Below are 17,234 nucleotides of genomic sequence, written 5' to 3'. Positions count from 1 at the left end.
CCGGGTGAGGCGGAATACCGTCTGGAATACCCGAACGGCTGGAACTCAAAAACTCTCAAAAGACCGCAAAAGCGCTGGAGGCCGCGTATTTACTAGGTCGTAGGCACAAAAAAAGACGTCCGTGGACGTCTTTGATTGATCATTTGGTGGAGCCGGGGGGATTTGAACCCCCGTCCGCCAGTACTCCGCTGTCGGTACTACATGCGTAGCCATCTCAACTAAGTTAATCCGCAGCCGCCCGAGTGGCAGGGTGCTTTGGACGAGTTGGGTAAGTTTTAGTCGCTTTGCCCCCAACGTGCTACACGACGATCCTGTTCTGTATGACAATCACTTCGGGTTTACAGGCATCCCCTAGTGATTGCTGGAGCCGAAGCTACCAGGAGAGCGGGCTCAGCTGCTTACGCAGCGAGAGCGTAACCCTCGTAGTTTTCGTCATTGGCAACTATAGAAAGTTGCAACAGTGGATTTACGAGTTCTGTTACCAACTCGGCATGCACCTAGAGTTTCGCGACCGGCGTCGAATCCTAATCGGCCCCAACTCAGCTCTAGAGCTGAGCGTGCTTTTCAGCACGCAAGGCGGAGTATACGCCTTTATGCGGACGACGTCGACTGCGGGTGCCGTCGTCCGTTTGCCGCGTGTTGCTTAGGTCCCGCTGCCGCCAGCGGTGCCGCTGCCTTTGTCGGTTTTTTCGAGGCGCTGGAGCACTTTGCTGGTGATGGTGATGCATTCTTTGGTGTCGCCGCTTGCCTGGGCGGCCTTGGCTTTGTCGACGTGCTCGGTCAGGGTTTTGTCGAGGCCTTCGGAGGTGGCGCCGGCGGTGGCCATGCTGTCGTCGATTTTCTGCAGGTTGATCGCGCAGAGGTCGTCGGCAGCAAACGCTGGCGAGGCCAGCAGTGTGGCAGCCGCGAAGAGAGCGGAAAGCGCAGTACCTTTCATGGGTGTCTCCTTCTGGAAGGCCTCTGGAAGGCGGGCCTGTAAAGATGGACTGCGCGGTTTCCGCGAGGGTTCAATGCAAATGCTGGCCTGCTGACATGGCTGTCGTTATTGGATCGCGTCGCGTAGGGCTTTGCCGCTTTCTATGTCGGTGCCGAGGGCTCGGGCTAGAGCGCTCAGGTAACGGGCGGCTTCGAGGGCGACGGGGTCGTCGTTTTTGTCGGCTTGCTGTGTCAGGTGGCGGACCATGCTCAGTAGTGCGGACAGTTCCTGGAAGGCGCGCTCGACGTGCACGCCGGGCTTGATGCGGTAGAGGTCGTGGCAGGTTTCGGTGCCAACGGTGGTCCAGCTGTCGAGGTCGTGGGTCATTGCGGCGCTCCTTCTTCAACGGTGGCGCGGCGCATGACGTGTTCGACCAGGGCGCGGGCGGTTTCGGCGGCGTGGGCGGCGTTGCTGAGCATGTTCAGGCCGGGCTCGCCGGCGTGATGGCGGCAGTGCTCGTCGATGGTTTCGATCACACCGCGTAACAATTCGCTGGAGTGGGCGAGGGCGTCAGGCGTTGGAAGGTCGGTATGAAGCGAGAAGAATGGATTGTTGAGCATTCTGAAGCGGGGTGGATCGGGGACTAACTTTTTCATGATGTAACTCCCGGGCATTTACAGGAGCTACCTCCAGCATCCCTCTCACAGGATAAGGGTGGCAGCCGTACGCGGGGTGAGAGACCGGGCCCAGGATCATACCGGCCAGGCAGAAGCCTGCCCACGCACAGCTGCCATAGCAGCGCTGCGGGATTCCGGACACAGGGCTCTCACACCCAAATCGCCTAAAAGACGACCGGAGGAAATTAGCCCTGATGGCCAAGATCAACAACAGCGAAACGGCGTTAGCGCTCGTAGGATAATTCCCAAGAGCCCCGGTTTAGAAGCATTTGGTTTCAGGTTCGGAAATGTCCTACGGAAAACCCGCAATCGGACACCGCCGAACCCAAATTCAGATCACCCGCGCCCGAGTCACCCGATCCACCAGATAAACCAACCCGTGATAGTCGATCCCGCTGTTGCTCGACAGCCCGATTTCACACGTGCGGCTGGTCGAAATCCCCTCGCTGCAGTACTGCACCGCATCCTTCAAACTGCGCAGCGCGTGGTTGTTCAGCTCCGGCGTGGTAAAGCCCTTGTCGCCGGCAAACCCACAGCAATGAATCCCCTCGGGGATCACCACCTGCTTGCTGCAACGCCGCGCCAGGTCAATCAGCGCCTGGCTTTCACCGAGGTGCTGGGTGCTGCAGGTCACGTGCACGGCCACTGGCTCCTCCTGCGGGGTGAACTCCAGCCGGTCGACCAGGAAGGTGCGAATGAAGCGCACCGGGTCGTACAGGTCGAGCCGGGTTTCGCCGAGGTCCTGCACCAGGCGCAAGGTGCACGGGCTGGTGTCGCAGTACACCGGATCGATGCCGCCGCGGGTGGCCAGCAGCAGGGCGTTGATCAGCTCCTGGCGTTTGTGCTCGGCCTGCTCGGCGTAACCTTTTGACGCAAATGGCTGGCCGCAGCAGAGGCTGTCGGCGTTTTCGGGGAATACCACCTGGTAACCGGCTTTTTCCAGCAGGCGTTGGGTTTTGTCCAGCAGCGAGCTTTGTTCGCGGTCGGCGTAGGCCGGGCCCATCACCCGCGACACGCAGGCGGCGAGGTACACCACGCGGGGGCGGGCGTCGTTGCTGGCCGGGCCGAAGTCGATGGCGCGCAGCGGTTGCGGCATGGCGCTGGTCCACTGTGGCAGGCGGCCGTTGCTGGCCTTACTTAATGAGGCGCTGAGACGTTCGAGGCGCGGTGCACCGAGCAGTTTGCGCGCGCCGTTGGCGGCGGCGAGGGTGAAGCGGGCGCCGCGCAGGGTGGCCTGGAAGTGCTCGGCCAGCCAGTCGGCGGTTTTGCCGTGGTCGGCGGCCTGGGCACGCAGCTTTTTCACCAGCTCGCCGGTGTTGATGCCAACCGGGCAGCGCTGGGCGCACAGGCCGGTGGCGGCGCAGGTGTCGATGCCCTGGTACTGGAAGTCGCGCAGCAGTTGGCGCACGTCTTCGCCGGCGCGCTTTTTCGCCTGTATGTCGCGCCACATGACGATGCGCTGGCGGGGGCTGAGGGTCAGGCCTTTGGACGGGCACACCGGTTCGCAGAAACCGCACTCGATGCACTTGTCGACGATTTCGTCGGCGGCGGGCAGCGGTTTCAGGTTTTTCAGGTGGATATCCGGGTCTTCGCTGAGCACCACATCGGGGTTGAGGATGCCATTGGGGTCGAGCAGGCGCTTGAGCTGCCACATCAGTTGGTAGGCGTCTTTGCCCCATTCCAGCTCGACGAAGGGCGCCATGTTGCGGCCGGTGCCGTGCTCGGCCTTGAGCGAGCCGCCGAATTCGACGGCGACCAGTTGCGCGACGTCGTCCATAAAAGCTTGGTAGCGGGCGACTTCGGCGGCGTTGTTGAAGCCTTGGGTAAAGACGAAGTGCAGGTTGCCTTCCAGGGCGTGGCCGAAAATGATCGCCTCGGCGTAGCCGTGTTTGTCGAACAGCTGGATCAGGCGGTTGACGCCTTCGGCCAGGACTTCAACCGGGAAGGTGACGTCTTCGATGATGACTGTAGTCCCGGTCTGACGCACGGCGCCGACCGCGGGGAAGGTGTCTTTGCGGATTTTCCACAGCAGGTTGTACACGGTCGGGTCTTCGCTGAAGTCGACCTTCTGCTCCAGCGGGAACTCGGCGATCGACGCCATGATCAGCTCGAGTTGCTCGTGCAGCAGCGTCTGGCTGGCGGCGCGGGACTCGATCAGCAGGGCGCAGGCGTTGTCCGACAGGGCGCGGACCCACCCTGGCATGCCGGGTTTGCTCTGCACAGAGCGCAGGCTGCGGCGGTCGAGCAGTTCGACGGCGGACACCGGCTGGCTCTTGAGCACGGTCACGGCCTTGCAGCAGCTTTCCACGGTGGGGAAGACGATCAGCGCCGAGGCTTTGTGCGGGTGGTCGAGCACGGTGTCGTAGGTCACGGCGCTGATAAAGCCGAGGGTGCCTTCGGAGCCGACCAGCAGGTGTTGGAGAATGTCGAGCGGCTGGTCGTAGTCGATCAGGGCATTGAGCGACAGGCCGGTGGTGTTTTTCAGGCGGTACTTGTGGCGGATTCGCGCAGCCAGTTCAGAGTTGGCGCGGGTCTCCTGGCCGAGTCGGGCCAGCTCGGCGAGCAGGGCTCCGTGGCTGTGCTCGAAGGCGGCGACGCTGGCCGGGTCTTCACTGTCGAGGCGGGTGCCGTCGGCCAGCACCAGGCGCAGGCCGGCGAGGGTGTGGTAGGTGTTTTGCGCGGTGCCGCAGCACATGCCGCTGGCATTGTTGGCGACGATGCCGCCGATCTTGCAGGCGTTTATCGAGGCCGGGTCGGGGCCGATCTTGCGCCCGAACGGGGCCAGCCAGGCGTTGGCCTGGGCGCCGATGACGCCGGGTTGCAGGCGGATCTGCTCGCCGTGGCGGCGGATTTCCTTGCCGTTCCAGCTGTCGCCGAGCACGATCAACACCGAGTCGCTGAGGGCCTGGCCAGACAAGCTGGTGCCGGCGGCGCGGAAGGTTACCGGCACGCGTTCGCGCTGGGCCAGTTGCAGCAGGCCCACCACTTCGTCTTCCGATTCGACGCGCACTACCAGCTGGGGGATCAGCCGGTAAAAGCTGGCGTCGGTGCCAAAGGCCAGGGTCGAGGTCGGGTCGCTGAAGCGGCGGTTGGCGGGGATCAGGCGCTCGGCATCTCTGAGGAACGCGGCAGGCAGGCTCATGCAATCTCCTCGCGGGGCCGTCGCATCTGTGGCGCAACGTGCCCCGGGCAATCAGGCGGTGTGGGGTAGGGCGCGTCAGGCGCCCAGTTCGCGGACCAGCGAGTCGCGGCTGATTTCGCTGATCGACTTGGCGCCGGTCAGCACCATGGCCACGCGCATTTCTTTTTCGAACAGGGCCAGCAGGTTTTTCACCCCGGCTTCGCCGTGGGTGGCCAGCGCCCAGAGGAAGGCGCGGCCGATCAGCACGCTGTCGGCGCCGAGGGCGATCATGCGCACCACGTCGAGGCCGCTGCGGATGCCGGAGTCGGCGAGGATCTTGATGTCGCCTTTGACCGCATCGGCAATCGCCGGCAGCGCGCGGGCGCTGGAGAGCACGCCGTCGAGCTGGCGGCCGCCGTGGTTGGAGACGACGATGCCGTCGGCGCCGAACTTGACCGCATCACGGGCATCATCCGGGTCGAGGATGCCTTTGATGATCATCGGGCCGTCCCAGAATTCGCGGATCCACTCGAGGTCCTTCCACGAGATCGACGGGTCGAAGTTGTTGCCCAGCCAGCCTATATAGTCGGCCAGGCCGGTGGGGTTGCCGCGGTAGGTGGAGATGTTGCCCAGGTCGTGCGGGCGGCCCATCACGCCGACGTCCCAGGCCCACTGTGGGTGAGTCATGGCTTGCAGCACGCGGCGCATCGGGCCGTTGGCGCCGCTCATGCCGGAGTGGGCATCGCGGTAGCGCGCGCCGGGCACGGGCATGTCGACGGTGAAGATCAGGGTTTTAACCCCGGCGGCCTTGGCGCGCTCGAGGGCGTTGCGCATGAAGCCGCGGTCTTTCAGCACATACAGCTGGAACCACATCGGCCGGTCGATCGCCGGGGCGACTTCTTCGATCGGGCACACCGATACGGTCGACATGGTGAAGGGGATGCCGTGCGCGGCGGCGGCGCGGGCGGCCTGCACTTCGCCGCGGCGGGCGTACATGCCGGTCAGGCCGACCGGGGCGAGGGCGACCGGCATGCTCAGGGTTTCGCCGAACAGCTGCGTCTGCAGGTTGAGTTCGGACATGTTGTTGAGCACGCGTTGGCGCAGGGCAATGCTGGCCAGGTCGTCGACGTTGCGGCGCAGGGTGTATTCGGCGTAGGCGCCACCGTCGGCGTAGTGGAACAGGAACGGTGGCAGCTTGCGCTGGGCCGCGACGCGGTAATCGGTGGAGGCAGAAATGATCATGGATGCTCGCTGCAAAGGTGGTGAGGGGTGGCTGCCGGGCGCAGTCGAGTGCGCCCGGCCCCTGTCACTTTAGTGGTGAACCAGCATGCCGGTGAGCCAGTAGGCTTGCACCAGGGTGATCACGCCGACGATGGTGGCGAAGAACAGGCTGTGCTTGACGGTGAAGCGGAACAGGTCCGATTCCTTGCCAACCAGGCCGGTCGCGGCGCAGGCCACGGCGATCGATTGTGGCGAGATCATCTTGCCGGTCACGCCGCCGCTGGTATTGGCCGCGACCAGCAGGGTGTCGCTGACGCCGATCTGATGCGCGGTGGTGGCTTGCAGCGAGCTGAACAGGGCGTTGGACGAGGTGTCCGAGCCGGTCAGGAACACGCCCAGCCAACCGAGGAACGGCGAGAAGAACGGGAACGCCGCGCCAGTGCCGGCCAATACCAGGGCCATGGTCGAGGACATGCCGGAGTAGTTGGTGACGAAGGCGAACGCCAGCACCATGCCGATCGACAGGATGGGCCAGCGCAGCTCCCATAGCACTTCTTTGAAAGTGGTAATACCAGTTTTGAAGTTGATCTTCAGGACCCACATTGAGATGAGTGCCGAGAGGAAGATCGCGGTGCCGGTGGCGGAGATCGGGTCGAGCTTGAACACCGCAGGCATGGCGGTTGGGGCTGCAACGATCGGCGCTGTCTTGATCACCAGCTGGTCGAGGTGCGGGATGGCGAAGTTGAAGACGAAGTTGTACATCGCGCCGCCGGGGGCGAACGCGGCCTTGAATGGCTTGAGGGTCCAGATCGTTACCAGCACAGTGAGGATCAGGAACGGCGACCAGGCCTTGAAGATTTCACCGAAGCTGTACGGGGTTGGCTGGCTGCCGCTGGACTGCACCACGGCGGCGCCGACGCTGCCCTGGACCACGGCCATCGAGCGCTTTGGCTGCCAGACTTTGAGGAACAGGGTCAGCGAGATCAGGCTGGCCAGCGCCGAGGTGATGTCGGGCAGTTCTGGGCCAATGTAGTTGGAGGTGAAGTACTGGGTTACGGCGAAGCTCAGGCCGGCGACCAGGGCAGCAGGCCAGGTTTCTTTGACGCCGCGCAGGCCGTCCATCATGAACACCAGCCAGAACGGTACGAACAGCGACAGCAGCGGCAGCTGGCGGCCGGTCATGGCGCCGATGTGGAAGGCGTCGATGCCGGTCACCTGGCCGGCGACGATGATCGGGATGCCGAGCGCGCCGAAGGCGACTGGCGCGGTGTTGGCGATCAGGCACAGGCCGGCGGCGTAGAGGGGATTGAAGCCCAGGCCGACCAAAAGGGCAGCGGTGATCGCTACGGGTGCGCCGAAGCCGGCGGCACCTTCAAGGAAGGCGCCGAAGCAGAAGCCTATCAGCAGTACTTGCAGGCGTTGGTCGTCGGTGATCGACAGCACCGAGCTGCGGATCACTTCGAACTGGCCGCTCTTGACCGTCAGTTTGTACAGGAACACCGCGGCAACGATGATCCAGGCGATTGGCCACAGGCCGTAGAGGAAGCCATAACCGGCAGCTGCCAGGGCCATGTCGACCGGCATGTTGAAGGCAAAGATGGCGACCAGGATCGACAGGCCGAGGGTGATGCTGCCGGCCACATGGCCTTTGAGGCGGAATACGGCCAGGGCGAGGAAGAAGAATACGATCGGGATCACTGCCGCCAGCGCGGACAGGCCAAGACTGCCCAATGGGCTATAGATTTGTTGCCAGGTTTGCATGATGGGTTGGCCCCTAATTGTTGTTGGTCAGCACTGGCACTGGGTAATTGGTAAGACCAATTTACAATGTGCGGATGCTAGGTTAAAAGCGCAGCTGGGCCTGTGTCAATTTGTCTCGGCTTGTACTTTGGTGGAATGTCGATGAATGGCTTGGGGTTGGGGTGTTTTTGGGCGTTGCGTTTGTCTTGAGGGTGCTGGGGCTGCTTTGCAGCCCTTTCGCGACACAAGGCCGCTCCTACGCCGACCGCGCAACGCCAAGACAGCGCGGTCAAATGTAGGAGCGGCCTTGTGTCGCGAAAGGGGTGCGTAGCGCCCCCAGCGATGCTCGCTTGCACCAAAGCCAGCGCGGCACACGAATACCCAGCTTTTATTACGCAACTGATACGTGTGAGCGCAGCCTGGATAGGCCAAAATAGTAGGCCTCGCTGTGTGTGCGAGGGTTTGTGGAGAGTAAGTGATGGTTTTTGATCAGGTTCGCCAACGGCGCCTGTCCGACGACATTGTCGAGCGCCTGGAAGGGATGATCCTTGAAGGTACCTTGACCTCGGGTCAGCGCCTGCCGGCCGAGCGCGCCCTGGCCGAGCAGTTCGGCGTGTCGCGGCCATCGCTGCGCGAGGCGATCCAGAAGCTGGTGGCCAAGGGGCTGCTGGTGAGTCGCCAGGGTGGTGGCAATTATGTGGCGGCGTCGCTGGGGGCAACCTTCAGTGACCCGCTGCTGCAGCTGCTTGAACACAGCCCGGAGGCGCAGCGGGACTTGCTCGAGTTTCGCCATACGCTGGAGGCGTCGTGTGCGTTTTATGCGGCGCAGCGGGCGACCGAACCTGACCGTGAGCGGCTCAAGGCGGCGTTTGATGAGCTGCAGGATTGTTATTCACGCAAGGCCGAGGTGAGCCGGGCGGAGGAGGGCGCGGCGGATGCGCGGTTCCATCTGGCGATTGCCGAGGCGAGCCATAACGCGGTGTTGCTGCACACCATTCGTGGGTTGTTTGATTTGCTCAAGCGCAACGTGGTGACCAACATTGGCGGGATGTATCAGCAGCGTAGCGAGACGCGGGATATGTTGATTGGGCAGCACCGCGAGCTGTATCAGGCGATTGTTGAGGGTAGGGCGGAGGAGGCGCGGGAGGTGTCGAGCCGGCATATCCTGTATGTGCAGGAGGTGCTCGAAGAGGCACAGGAGGAGGCGCATCGGGTGGCGCGGGCGGAGCGGCGCAGTGGGCGGTGATGGGGTTTGGCTTGGAATTGCTGGGGCCGCTTTGCGGCCCTTCGCGGGCAAGCCCGCTCCCACAGGGCACTAAGCTGCACTCAGATACCTGTGGGAGCGGGCTTGCCCGCGAAGGGCTGCAAAGCAGCCCCAAAGCAGGCACCACAAATCAACGAGGAATCAGTCTTCCTTGCCTTTGTTGCGCACAGCCCGCTGCATCTCGCGGTTGGAATCGCGTTCGCGCTCGGTGTCGCGCTTGTCGAATTCCTTCTTGCCCTTGCCCAAGGCGATTTCGCACTTGATCAGGTGCTTGCTCCAGTACAGCGACAAGGCCACACAGGTGTAGCCCTTCTGCGCCACGGCAGCGTGCACGCGCTCAAGCTCGCGCTTGTTCAGCAGCAGTTTACGGGTGCGGATCGGGTCAGCGATGACGTGGGTGCTGGCGGCAGTCAGCGGCGCAATGTGGCAACCGAACAGCCAGGCTTCACCGTCCTTGAGCAGCACGTAGCTGTCAGTCAGGTGTGCCTTACCGGCCCGCAGGCTTTTTACTTCCCAACCGGACAGGACCAGCCCGGCCTCGAACTTGTGTTCGATGAAGTAATCGTGACGCGCTTTCTTGTTCTGCGCGATGGTCCCGGTCGGATGTTTCTTTTGCTTAGCCATAGGGGCCGCATTATAGGCAGTCATGGCGTTGTCGGCTACGGGGTTTTCGGTGCGCTTGAGCCTGCCGGATGAATCCCGGACAATGGACACACTGTGTAACCCACAGAACCTGTTTTCGGTGAGCTGCGAAGTGCTGCCGCCCAGCCTTGGAATCGATGCCTGGATGACTACCCATATTCAACGCTCTGCCCTGCTGCCGTACCCTGCCCAGGCGCTGTATGACCTTGTCAACGACGTCGCCAGCTACCCAGAATTTCTGCCGTGGTGCTCGGCCTCGACGGTGCTCGAGAGCAGCGAGACGAGCATGCGCGCCAAGCTGGAAGTGGCCAAAGGCGGGCTTAGCCAGCACTTTGTTACGCGCAATGTGCTGGTGCCGGGGCAGTCGATCGAGATGAACCTTGAAGAAGGCCCGTTCAGCCAGTTGCACGGCGTGTGGGTGTTCAAGCCGCTGGGTGACAAGGCATGCAAGATCAGCCTCGACCTGTCGTTTGATTATGCCGGGCCGATCGTGCGCGCCACCCTCGGGCCGCTGTTCAACCAGGCCGCGAATACTCTGGTCGATGCTTTCTGCCAGCGTGCCAAGCAGCTCAACGGCTGACGATTTGGCAAAGCGCAGGCACAAAAAAAGCCCGAACCTAGGTTCGGGCTTTTTCTTGGAGCCAATCTGCTTACTGCGGATTGGTATCCAGCGGAGCTGGGGTCGGCACCGGTGTTGCTTCGATGGTGTCGATTTCGCGTTGGATCGATTCTTCGGTCGAGCCGCGACGAGCTGGTTTTTCTTCTGGCTGGGTGGGTTGGCCAGGCTGAGCGTCCGGGCTGACGGTGGTATCACCGCTGCCACCGAGGATCTCTTGATCTCGGCTGACGCCAGGCATGAAGTCACCGGACAGACTGACCAGCTGATCACCTTCATTGAAGAAGATGCTCATGCGCTCTTGCTGACGTTTACCGCCACCAGGCTGCAAGCTGTAGAGATAATCCCAACGGTTGGTGTTGAAAGTATCCTGAATCAGCGGGTTGCCCATGATAAACCTTACTTGCCGGCGGGTCATTCCCGGGCGTAATTGGTCTATCATGTCCTGCGTGACGACATTGCCCTGCTGGATGTCGATTTTGTAAACCCCGGGAAACGAGCAACCGGCGAGTGCGAGCAGTCCCACTAGGGTGAGGCTGGTTAGCAAGAGCTTGGACTTTTGCATCGGTGGGCGACTTCCACTATCTTGGCTGGACAACGTAAACCCCGATCATACCCGTATTAAGAGAAGCTGCGAAGCAGCATCGGCGAGAAAGCTGACCATGGTTGAAAATAGCGAACTACGTAAAGCTGGTCTCAAGGTGACACTGCCTCGAGTTAAGATCCTTCAGATGCTCGATTCTACCGAGCAGCGACACATGAGTGCCGAGGATGTCTACAAGGCGCTGATGGAGGCTGGCGAGGACGTCGGTCTGGCCACTGTTTACCGGGTTTTGACCCAGTTCGAAGCAGCGGGCCTGGTGGTTCGTCATAACTTCGACGGCGGCCACGCGGTGTTTGAGCTGGCGGATGGCGGTCACCACGACCATATGGTCAACGTGGAGACCAGCGAAGTCATCGAGTTCTTCGATTCGGAAATCGAAAAGCGCCAGAAAGAGATCGTGGCCGAGCATGGCTTTGAGCTCGTGGACCATAATCTGGTTCTTTATGTGCGTAAGAAGCGGTAACGATTTAGATCGTTGACGGCTGGCGGGGCGATCTTTCGAGGTCGTGCCCGCCAGTTGTGTTTTTGGGGCCGCTTTGCGACCCTTTCGCGACACAAGGCCGCTCCTACAGAAAGCACGCGGTCATCTGTAGGAGCGGCCTTGTGTCGCGAAAGGGTCGCGCAGCGGCCCCAATCACTTATTTGCTGGTAACGACCATCTTGCGCGCATGCGCCAGCGATTCTTTGGTCAGGTCAATCCCGCCCAACATCCGCGCCACTTCCTCAACCCGCTCACGCTTGCCGAGACTGGCCACCGCCGTGTGCGTGGTCTCGCTGTCGCGCACCTTGTGCACAAACAAATGATGATGCCCTTGCGCCGCCACCTGTGGCAGGTGGGTCACGGTCAGCACTTGCCCGCGTTCGCCAAGTCGGCGCAGCAACTGGCCGACAATTTCCGCAGTGGGCCCGCCGATACCGACGTCCACTTCGTCGAACACCAAAGTCGGAATCCGCGAGGTCTGCGCAGTGATCACCTGAATCGCCAGGCTGATCCGCGACAGCTCACCGCCGGAGGCTACCTTGGCCAAACCTTTAAGCGGCTGCCCAGGGTTGGCACTGACCAGCAGTTCGATCTGCTCCAGGCCATGCGGCGAAGGCTCGGCACTTTCAAACGGGTTCAGCTCGATACAGAAACGCCCACCCGGCATACCGAGGCGCTGCACTTCCTGCTCGACCGCTGTGGCCAGTTGCGCAGCCGCCTGTTTGCGCAGGGCGCTGAGTTCCTGGGCCTTGGTTTGATAGTGCTGGGCATAGGCGGCCAGCTCTTCACCCAGGCGCTCAAGTGACTCGTCACTGGCGTTGAGGCCTTCAAGCTCTTCCATCAAGCGCTGTTGCAGGTGCGGCAGTTCGGTCGGGTGCACGCGGTGTTTGCGCGCCAACGTATAAATAGTATCGAGGCGCTCCTCCAGCGCTTGCAGGCGCATCGGGTCGGCGTCGAAGTTGTCGAGGAAGCGATTGAGCTCGCCGACCGCTTCTTCGACCTGGATCTGCGCACTGGCAATCATGGTCGCCGCTTCGTCCAGCGCCTTCGGCCCGCCGGTCACCGCGCTGAGGCGGTTGAGGCTGGCGGTCAGGGCATTGAGCACATTGCCCGAGTCGCTCTCGCTGCATTGATCGATGACCTGGCGGCAGATGCCGAACAGGGCTTCGGCGTTGGTCAGGCTCTTGTGCTCCTGCTTCAGTTGCTCCAGCTCGTTTTCGCCGAGGGCGAGGTTGTCCAGCTCTTCCAGCTGATAGCTCAGCAGCTGTTGCCGGGCGCGTTGTTCGTCGCCGGAGTTGGACAGCCGCTCCAGCTCCTGGCGGGTCTGCCGCCAGCGCTGCGCTGCCAGTTGCACCTGACGGGAGAGGTCGCTGGCACCGGCGTATTCGTCGACCAGGCGGCGGTGAGTGTCGGTTTTCAGTAGCGACTGGTGCTCATGCTGGCTGTGGATGTCGATCAACAGTTCGCCGAGGGCCTTGAGGTCGCCGAGCGGGCAGGGCGTGCCATTTATATAGCCACGGCTGCGGCCTTCGGCGGTGATCACCCGGCGCAGGATGCACAGGCCTTCGCCGTCGAGGTCGCGTTCTTTGAGCCAGACGCTGGCCTCGGGAATGTCGACCAGGTCGAAGGTGGCGAGGATGTCGGCCTTGTCGGCGCCGGGGCGGACCACGCCGCTGTCGGCGCGATCGCCCAGGGCCAGGCCGAGGGCGTCGAGCATGATCGATTTGCCCGCGCCGGTTTCACCGGTAATCACACTCATGCCGCGAGACAGCTCGAGGTCCAGGTGTTCGACGATGGCGTAGTTGTGGATGGACAGGTGCACCAGCATGAGGGCGGCTCCCGAAAGGTCAGGTCTGGATATTTATACAGTGCTTTTTGCCTGCCTGACAATATCCATTGGTAGATTGCTTTCGCGCCCATGGAAAACCGCCTCAGCCCTTGAAGCTGATTTTTCCGACCCCATATAGCCGTCAACGGAGCGAGCAAGGCTCGCACAACAGAAATTGCGGAGGAGATACCCAATGGCTGACGAACAGCTGGACGAAAACACCCCAAACACCGAAGAAGCAGGTTCTGAGGATCTCGGTACCCGTGTTCAGGTGCTCGAGGAGCAGCTGGCCGCGGCCAAGGATCAATCCCTGCGCGCCGTTGCCGACCTGCAGAACGTGCGTCGTCGGGCCGAACAGGATGTCGAGAAAGCGCACAAGTTCGCCCTGGAGAAGTTTGCCAGCGACCTGCTGCCGGTAATCGACAGCCTCGAGCGCGGCCTGGAACTGTCCAGCGCCGACGACGAAACCATCAAGCCAATGCGCGATGGTATCGAGCTCACCCTGAAGATGTTCAGCGACACCCTCAAGCGCTACAACCTCGAAGCCATTGACCCGCACGGTGAACCGTTCAACGCCGAACATCACCAGGCGATGGCCATGCAAGAGAGCGCCGATGTCGAGCCGAACAGCGTGCTCAAGGTGTTCCAGAAGGGCTACATGCTCAACGGCCGTCTGCTGCGCCCCGCCATGGTGGTGGTCAGCAAGGCGCCTGCGGCAGCGCAACCTTCGATCAACGAACAGGCTTGAAATCTGTTTGGGTGACCCCATCTTAGTGTCAAGCATTCAAGTATTACCGCAGTTGGCCAATGTAGCCGCTGCCAGCTAATTCAGTTTCGGGAGAGTTAACATGGGCAAAATCATCGGTATCGACCTGGGGACCACCAACTCGTGCGTCTCCATCCTGGAAAACGGTAACGTCAAGGTTATCGAGAACGCCGAAGGCGCGCGTACTACCCCTTCGATCATCGCTTACGCCAACGACGGCGAAATCCTCGTCGGTCAGTCGGCCAAGCGCCAGGCAGTCACCAACCCGCACAACACCCTGTACGCGGTAAAGCGTCTGATCGGTCGCCGCTTCGACGAAGAAGTCGTGCAGAAAGACATTCAGATGGTCCCGTACAAGATCGTCAAGGCTGACAACAACGACGCCTGGGTTGAAGTAAACGGCCAGAAAATGGCACCGCCACAAATCTCGGCTGAAATCTTGAAAAAGATGAAGAAAACCGCCGAAGACTACCTGGGCGAGCCAGTTACCGAAGCGGTCATCACCGTTCCGGCCTACTTCAACGACAGCCAGCGTCAGGCCACCAAAGACGCCGGCCGCATCGCAGGTCTGGACGTAAAACGTATCATCAACGAACCAACCGCAGCTGCGCTGGCTTACGGTATGGACAAGGCCAAGGGCGATCACACCGTGATCGTTTATGACCTGGGCGGCGGTACCTTCGACGTTTCGGTTATCGAAATTGCCGAAGTCGACGGCGAGCACCAGTTCGAAGTACTGGCCACCAACGGTGACACCTTCCTCGGTGGTGAAGACTTCGACATTCGCCTGATCGACTACCTTGTCGACGAGTTCAAGAAAGAAAGCGGCATGAACCTCAAAGGTGACCCGCTGGCGATGCAGCGCCTGAAAGAAGCCGCTGAAAAAGCCAAGATCGAGCTGTCCTCGAGCCAGCAGACCGACGTCAACCTGCCGTACATCACTGCAGACGCGACCGGTCCTAAGCACTTGAACGTGAAGATCTCCCGCGCCAAGCTGGAATCGCTGGTAGAAGACCTGGTGCAGCGCACCATCGAGCCTTGCCGCATCGCTCTGAAAGACGCCGGTATCGACGTTGGCGCGATCAACGACGTGATCCTGGTTGGCGGCCAGACCCGTATGCCGCTGGTACAGAAGCTGGTTACCGATTTCTTCGGTAAAGAAGCACGTAAAGACGTCAACCCGGACGAAGCCGTTGCCATGGGCGCTGCTATCCAGGGCGCGGTACTGGCCGGCGACGTCAAAGACGTACTGCTGCTGGACGTCAGCCCGCTGACCCTGGGTATCGAAACCATGGGCGGCGTGATGACTGCGCTGATCGAGAAGAACACCACCATCCCGACCAAAAAGTCGCAGGTGTTCTCGACTGCCGACGACAACCAGAACGCCGTGACCATTCACGTGCTTCAAGGTGAGCGTAAGCAGGCTGGTCAGAACAAGTCGCTGGGTAAATTCGACCTGGCCGACATTCCACCAGCACCACGTGGCGTGCCACAGATCGAAGTGACCTTCGACATCGACGCCAACGGCATCCTGCACGTCGGCGCGAAAGACAAGGCCACCGGCAAGACTCAGTCGATCGTGATCAAGGCCAACTCCGGTCTGTCCGACGAAGAGATCGAGCGCATGGTGCGTGACGCCGAGGCCAACGCCGAAGAAGACCGCAAGTTCGAAGAGCTGGCCGCTGCCCGTAACCAGGGTGACGCGCTGGTCCACTCGACTCGCAAAATGGTCGCCGATGCCGGTGACAAAGTGACCGCGGAAGAAAAAACCGCGATCGAAGCTGCTGTGGTTGCTCTGGAAGCCGCTGTCAAAGGCGACGACAAGGCTGCCATCGACGCCAAGGTCGAAGAGCTGTCCAAGGTCTCCGCACCAGTTGCCCAGAAGATGTACGCCGAGCAGTCGGCTGAACAGCCTCAGGGCGGCGCCCAGCAGCAAGCCGAGCCGGAAGCCAAGCACGATGACGTGGTTGACGCCGAGTTCGAAGAAGTGAAAGACAACAACAAGCAGTAATCCCTGCTAGTTGTCGGCCAGCTCAGCGCCGCTTGGTGTTGAGCTGGTAGGATGTCGCCGCGCGGGGGCTTGCTCCCGCGTTGGTGTGTCTGGAATACGAGAATTTTTACAGCATCTGTCAGGGCGCATGAGTCATGTGTAGCGGCAGGTGCTGGCGGCACGGCGCGGAACGCGCAGAGCTTTGCCGAACGCCCACAAGAGTGCAAATGACCTATGTCCAAGCGTGATTATTATGAGGTCCTGGGGGTCGAGCGCGGCGCCAGTGAAGGTGACCTCAAAAAGGCCTACCGCCGACTGGCGATGAAGTACCACCCGGACCGTAACCCGGGCGACAAAGAATCCGAAGACATGTTCAAGGAGGCCAACGAGGCCTACGAAGTGCTGTCTGATGCGAGCAAGCGCGCAGCGTTCGACCAATACGGTCACGCTGGTGTCGACCCAAGCATGGGTGGCGGCGGTGCAGGCTTCGGTGGCGCCAATTTCTCCGACATCTTTGGTGATGTGTTCAGCGACTTCTTCGGCGGCAGCCGGGGTGGTGGCCGTGGTGGCGCCGCACGCGGCAGCGACCTGCGCTACACCCTCGAGCTGAACCTGGAAGAAGCCGTGCGCGGCACCACGGTCAACATCCGTGTACCGACGCTGGTCAACTGCGAGCCGTGCGACGGCAGTGGTGCGAAGAAGGGCTCGACCCCGTCGACCTGCCCGACCTGCGGCGGTATCGGCCAGGTGCGCATGCAGCAGGGCTTCTTCTCGGTGCAGCAAACCTGCCCGCGCTGCCATGGCCAGGGCAAGATCATCACCGACCCGTGCGGTTCGTGCCACGGCGAAGGCCGTGTCGAAGAGTACAAGACGCTGTCGGTCAAGGTCCCGGCTGGGGTCGATACCGGCGACCGCATTCGCCTGTCCGGCGAAGGCGAGGCGGGTGCCCATGGCGGCCCGACTGGCGACCTGTATGTGGTGATCAACGTGCGTGAGCACGCGATCTTCCAGCGTGACGGCAAGCATCTGTACTGCGAAGTACCGATCAGCTACACCGATGCCGCCCTGGGTGGCGAGCTGGAAGTGCCGACTCTGGATGGTCGGGTCAAACTGAGGATCCCCGAAGGCACCCAGACCGGCAAGCAGTTCCGCTTGCGTGGCAAGGGCGTCGCTCCGGTGCGTGGCGGTGGTGCTGGTGACCTGCTGTGCCGGGTCGCGGTGGAAACCCCGGTCAACCTCAGCCGTCGTCAGCGTGAGCTGCTCGAAGAGCTGCGTGACTCGCTCGAAGGTGACAGCTCCCATTCGCCCAAGGCCAACGGTTGGTTCGAGGGTGTGAAGCGCTTCTTCGGCGATCTCTGACAAGGAACA

At 61.7% G+C, this 17,234-nt stretch carries 15 protein-coding genes and 1 other RNA gene; 6 read left to right on the top strand and 10 right to left on the bottom strand.

Annotated features, from left to right (window positions below):
* Nucleotides 1-144: 144 nt before the first annotated feature.
* From ssrA to ACIOAU_RS20350, 7 genes are all read right to left on the bottom strand, one after another.
* Nucleotides 145-536, bottom strand: a transfer-messenger RNA (tmRNA) gene (gene ssrA, locus ACIOAU_RS20380).
* Between the two features lie 107 nt (nt 537-643).
* Nucleotides 644-937, bottom strand: coding sequence for a hypothetical protein (locus ACIOAU_RS20375; protein ID WP_101322181.1), 294 nt, complete (start codon nt 935-937; stop codon nt 644-646).
* A gap of 105 nt (nt 938-1,042) precedes the next feature.
* Nucleotides 1,043-1,303, bottom strand: a complete 261-nt coding sequence (locus ACIOAU_RS20370; RefSeq protein ID WP_150572266.1) for a DUF3077 domain-containing protein — start codon at nt 1,301-1,303, stop codon at nt 1,043-1,045.
* Nucleotides 1,300-1,572, bottom strand: a complete 273-nt coding sequence (locus ACIOAU_RS20365) for a hypothetical protein (protein WP_150572265.1) — start codon at nt 1,570-1,572, stop codon at nt 1,300-1,302. Before ACIOAU_RS20365 ends, ACIOAU_RS20370 begins: the two co-directional genes overlap by 4 nt.
* Nucleotides 1,573-1,924: 352 nt before the next feature.
* Nucleotides 1,925-4,735: an FAD-binding and (Fe-S)-binding domain-containing protein gene (locus ACIOAU_RS20360; protein WP_401184232.1), complete on the bottom strand. Its 2,811-nt coding sequence runs from the start codon at nt 4,733-4,735 to the stop codon at nt 1,925-1,927.
* 75 nt (nt 4,736-4,810) lie between these two features.
* Nucleotides 4,811-5,956, bottom strand: coding sequence for an FMN-dependent L-lactate dehydrogenase LldD (gene lldD / locus ACIOAU_RS20355; protein ID WP_101322177.1), 1,146 nt, complete (start codon nt 5,954-5,956; stop codon nt 4,811-4,813).
* A 69-nt stretch (nt 5,957-6,025) separates the two neighbouring features.
* Nucleotides 6,026-7,696, bottom strand: a complete 1,671-nt coding sequence (locus tag ACIOAU_RS20350; protein WP_401184229.1) for a lactate permease LctP family transporter — start codon at nt 7,694-7,696, stop codon at nt 6,026-6,028.
* Nucleotides 7,697-8,153: 457 nt separating this feature from the next.
* Here ACIOAU_RS20350 and ACIOAU_RS20345 point away from each other — a divergent pair, with 457 nt between their 5' ends.
* Nucleotides 8,154-8,921 carry an FCD domain-containing protein gene (locus ACIOAU_RS20345; protein ID WP_188036683.1) on the top strand — a complete coding sequence of 256 codons (768 nt, stop codon included), beginning with the start codon at nt 8,154-8,156 and terminating at the stop codon, nt 8,919-8,921.
* A gap of 159 nt (nt 8,922-9,080) precedes the next feature.
* Here the strand turns inward: ACIOAU_RS20345 and smpB are convergent, their stop codons facing one another.
* Nucleotides 9,081-9,563, bottom strand: a complete 483-nt coding sequence (gene smpB, locus ACIOAU_RS20340; protein WP_101322174.1) for an SsrA-binding protein SmpB — start codon at nt 9,561-9,563, stop codon at nt 9,081-9,083.
* 163 nt (nt 9,564-9,726) lie between these two features.
* On the opposite strand from smpB, the gene ACIOAU_RS20335 reads away from it, so the two are divergent.
* Nucleotides 9,727-10,161, top strand: a complete 435-nt coding sequence (locus ACIOAU_RS20335) for a type II toxin-antitoxin system RatA family toxin (protein ID WP_101323113.1) — start codon at nt 9,727-9,729, stop codon at nt 10,159-10,161.
* Between the two features lie 70 nt (nt 10,162-10,231).
* Here ACIOAU_RS20335 and ACIOAU_RS20330 read toward each other — a convergent pair whose 3' ends face one another.
* Nucleotides 10,232-10,762, bottom strand: a complete 531-nt coding sequence (locus tag ACIOAU_RS20330; RefSeq protein ID WP_101322173.1) for an outer membrane protein assembly factor BamE — start codon at nt 10,760-10,762, stop codon at nt 10,232-10,234.
* 97 nt (nt 10,763-10,859) lie between these two features.
* Between ACIOAU_RS20330 and fur the strand changes: the two genes are divergently transcribed.
* Nucleotides 10,860-11,264, top strand: a complete 405-nt coding sequence (fur, locus tag ACIOAU_RS20325; RefSeq protein ID WP_101322172.1) for a ferric iron uptake transcriptional regulator — start codon at nt 10,860-10,862, stop codon at nt 11,262-11,264.
* A gap of 175 nt (nt 11,265-11,439) precedes the next feature.
* Here the strand turns inward: fur and recN are convergent, their stop codons facing one another.
* The gene (gene recN, locus ACIOAU_RS20320) at nt 11,440-13,110 is read right to left on the bottom strand and encodes a DNA repair protein RecN (RefSeq protein WP_401184224.1); all 1,671 of its coding nucleotides are present in this window, start codon (nt 13,108-13,110) and stop codon (nt 11,440-11,442) included.
* A gap of 193 nt (nt 13,111-13,303) precedes the next feature.
* Here recN and grpE point away from each other — a divergent pair, with 193 nt between their 5' ends.
* From grpE to dnaJ, 3 genes are all read left to right on the top strand, one after another.
* Nucleotides 13,304-13,858, top strand: a complete 555-nt coding sequence (grpE, locus tag ACIOAU_RS20315) for a nucleotide exchange factor GrpE (RefSeq protein ID WP_103438610.1) — start codon at nt 13,304-13,306, stop codon at nt 13,856-13,858.
* A gap of 100 nt (nt 13,859-13,958) precedes the next feature.
* Nucleotides 13,959-15,887, top strand: a complete 1,929-nt coding sequence (gene dnaK / locus ACIOAU_RS20310) for a molecular chaperone DnaK (protein ID WP_101322169.1) — start codon at nt 13,959-13,961, stop codon at nt 15,885-15,887.
* Between the two features lie 213 nt (nt 15,888-16,100).
* Nucleotides 16,101-17,225, top strand: coding sequence for a molecular chaperone DnaJ (gene dnaJ / locus ACIOAU_RS20305; RefSeq protein WP_101322168.1), 1,125 nt, complete (start codon nt 16,101-16,103; stop codon nt 17,223-17,225).
* Nucleotides 17,226-17,234: the final 9 nt, after the last annotated feature.

It is taken from the genome of Pseudomonas sp. NPDC088322 (assembly GCF_044740745.1).
Lineage (GTDB): Bacteria > Pseudomonadota > Gammaproteobacteria > Pseudomonadales > Pseudomonadaceae > Aquipseudomonas > Aquipseudomonas shirazensis.
The sequence above is the reverse complement of the archived record's forward strand: the minus strand, read 5'-3'. Positions and strand labels throughout refer to the sequence as shown.

Coding starts and splice junctions, on each gene's coding strand:
- ACIOAU_RS20375 (WP_101322181.1), bottom strand. CDS start 937: ATGAAAGGTACTGCGCTTTCCGCTCTCTTCGCGGCTGCCACACTGCTG.
- smpB (WP_101322174.1), bottom strand. CDS start 9,563: ATGGCTAAGCAAAAGAAACATCCGACCGGGACCATCGCGCAGAACAAG.
- ACIOAU_RS20330 (WP_101322173.1), bottom strand. CDS start 10,762: ATGCAAAAGTCCAAGCTCTTGCTAACCAGCCTCACCCTAGTGGGACTG.
- ACIOAU_RS20370 (WP_150572266.1), bottom strand. CDS start 1,303: ATGACCCACGACCTCGACAGCTGGACCACCGTTGGCACCGAAACCTGC.
- ACIOAU_RS20335 (WP_101323113.1), top strand. CDS start 9,727: ATGACTACCCATATTCAACGCTCTGCCCTGCTGCCGTACCCTGCCCAG.
- dnaJ (WP_101322168.1), top strand. CDS start 16,101: ATGTCCAAGCGTGATTATTATGAGGTCCTGGGGGTCGAGCGCGGCGCC.
- ACIOAU_RS20365 (WP_150572265.1), bottom strand. CDS start 1,572: ATGAAAAAGTTAGTCCCCGATCCACCCCGCTTCAGAATGCTCAACAAT.
- dnaK (WP_101322169.1), top strand. CDS start 13,959: ATGGGCAAAATCATCGGTATCGACCTGGGGACCACCAACTCGTGCGTC.
- ACIOAU_RS20360 (WP_401184232.1), bottom strand. CDS start 4,735: ATGAGCCTGCCTGCCGCGTTCCTCAGAGATGCCGAGCGCCTGATCCCC.
- grpE (WP_103438610.1), top strand. CDS start 13,304: ATGGCTGACGAACAGCTGGACGAAAACACCCCAAACACCGAAGAAGCA.
- ACIOAU_RS20350 (WP_401184229.1), bottom strand. CDS start 7,696: ATGCAAACCTGGCAACAAATCTATAGCCCATTGGGCAGTCTTGGCCTG.
- recN (WP_401184224.1), bottom strand. CDS start 13,110: ATGCTGGTGCACCTGTCCATCCACAACTACGCCATCGTCGAACACCTG.
- fur (WP_101322172.1), top strand. CDS start 10,860: ATGGTTGAAAATAGCGAACTACGTAAAGCTGGTCTCAAGGTGACACTG.
- ACIOAU_RS20345 (WP_188036683.1), top strand. CDS start 8,154: ATGGTTTTTGATCAGGTTCGCCAACGGCGCCTGTCCGACGACATTGTC.
- lldD (WP_101322177.1), bottom strand. CDS start 5,956: ATGATCATTTCTGCCTCCACCGATTACCGCGTCGCGGCCCAGCGCAAG.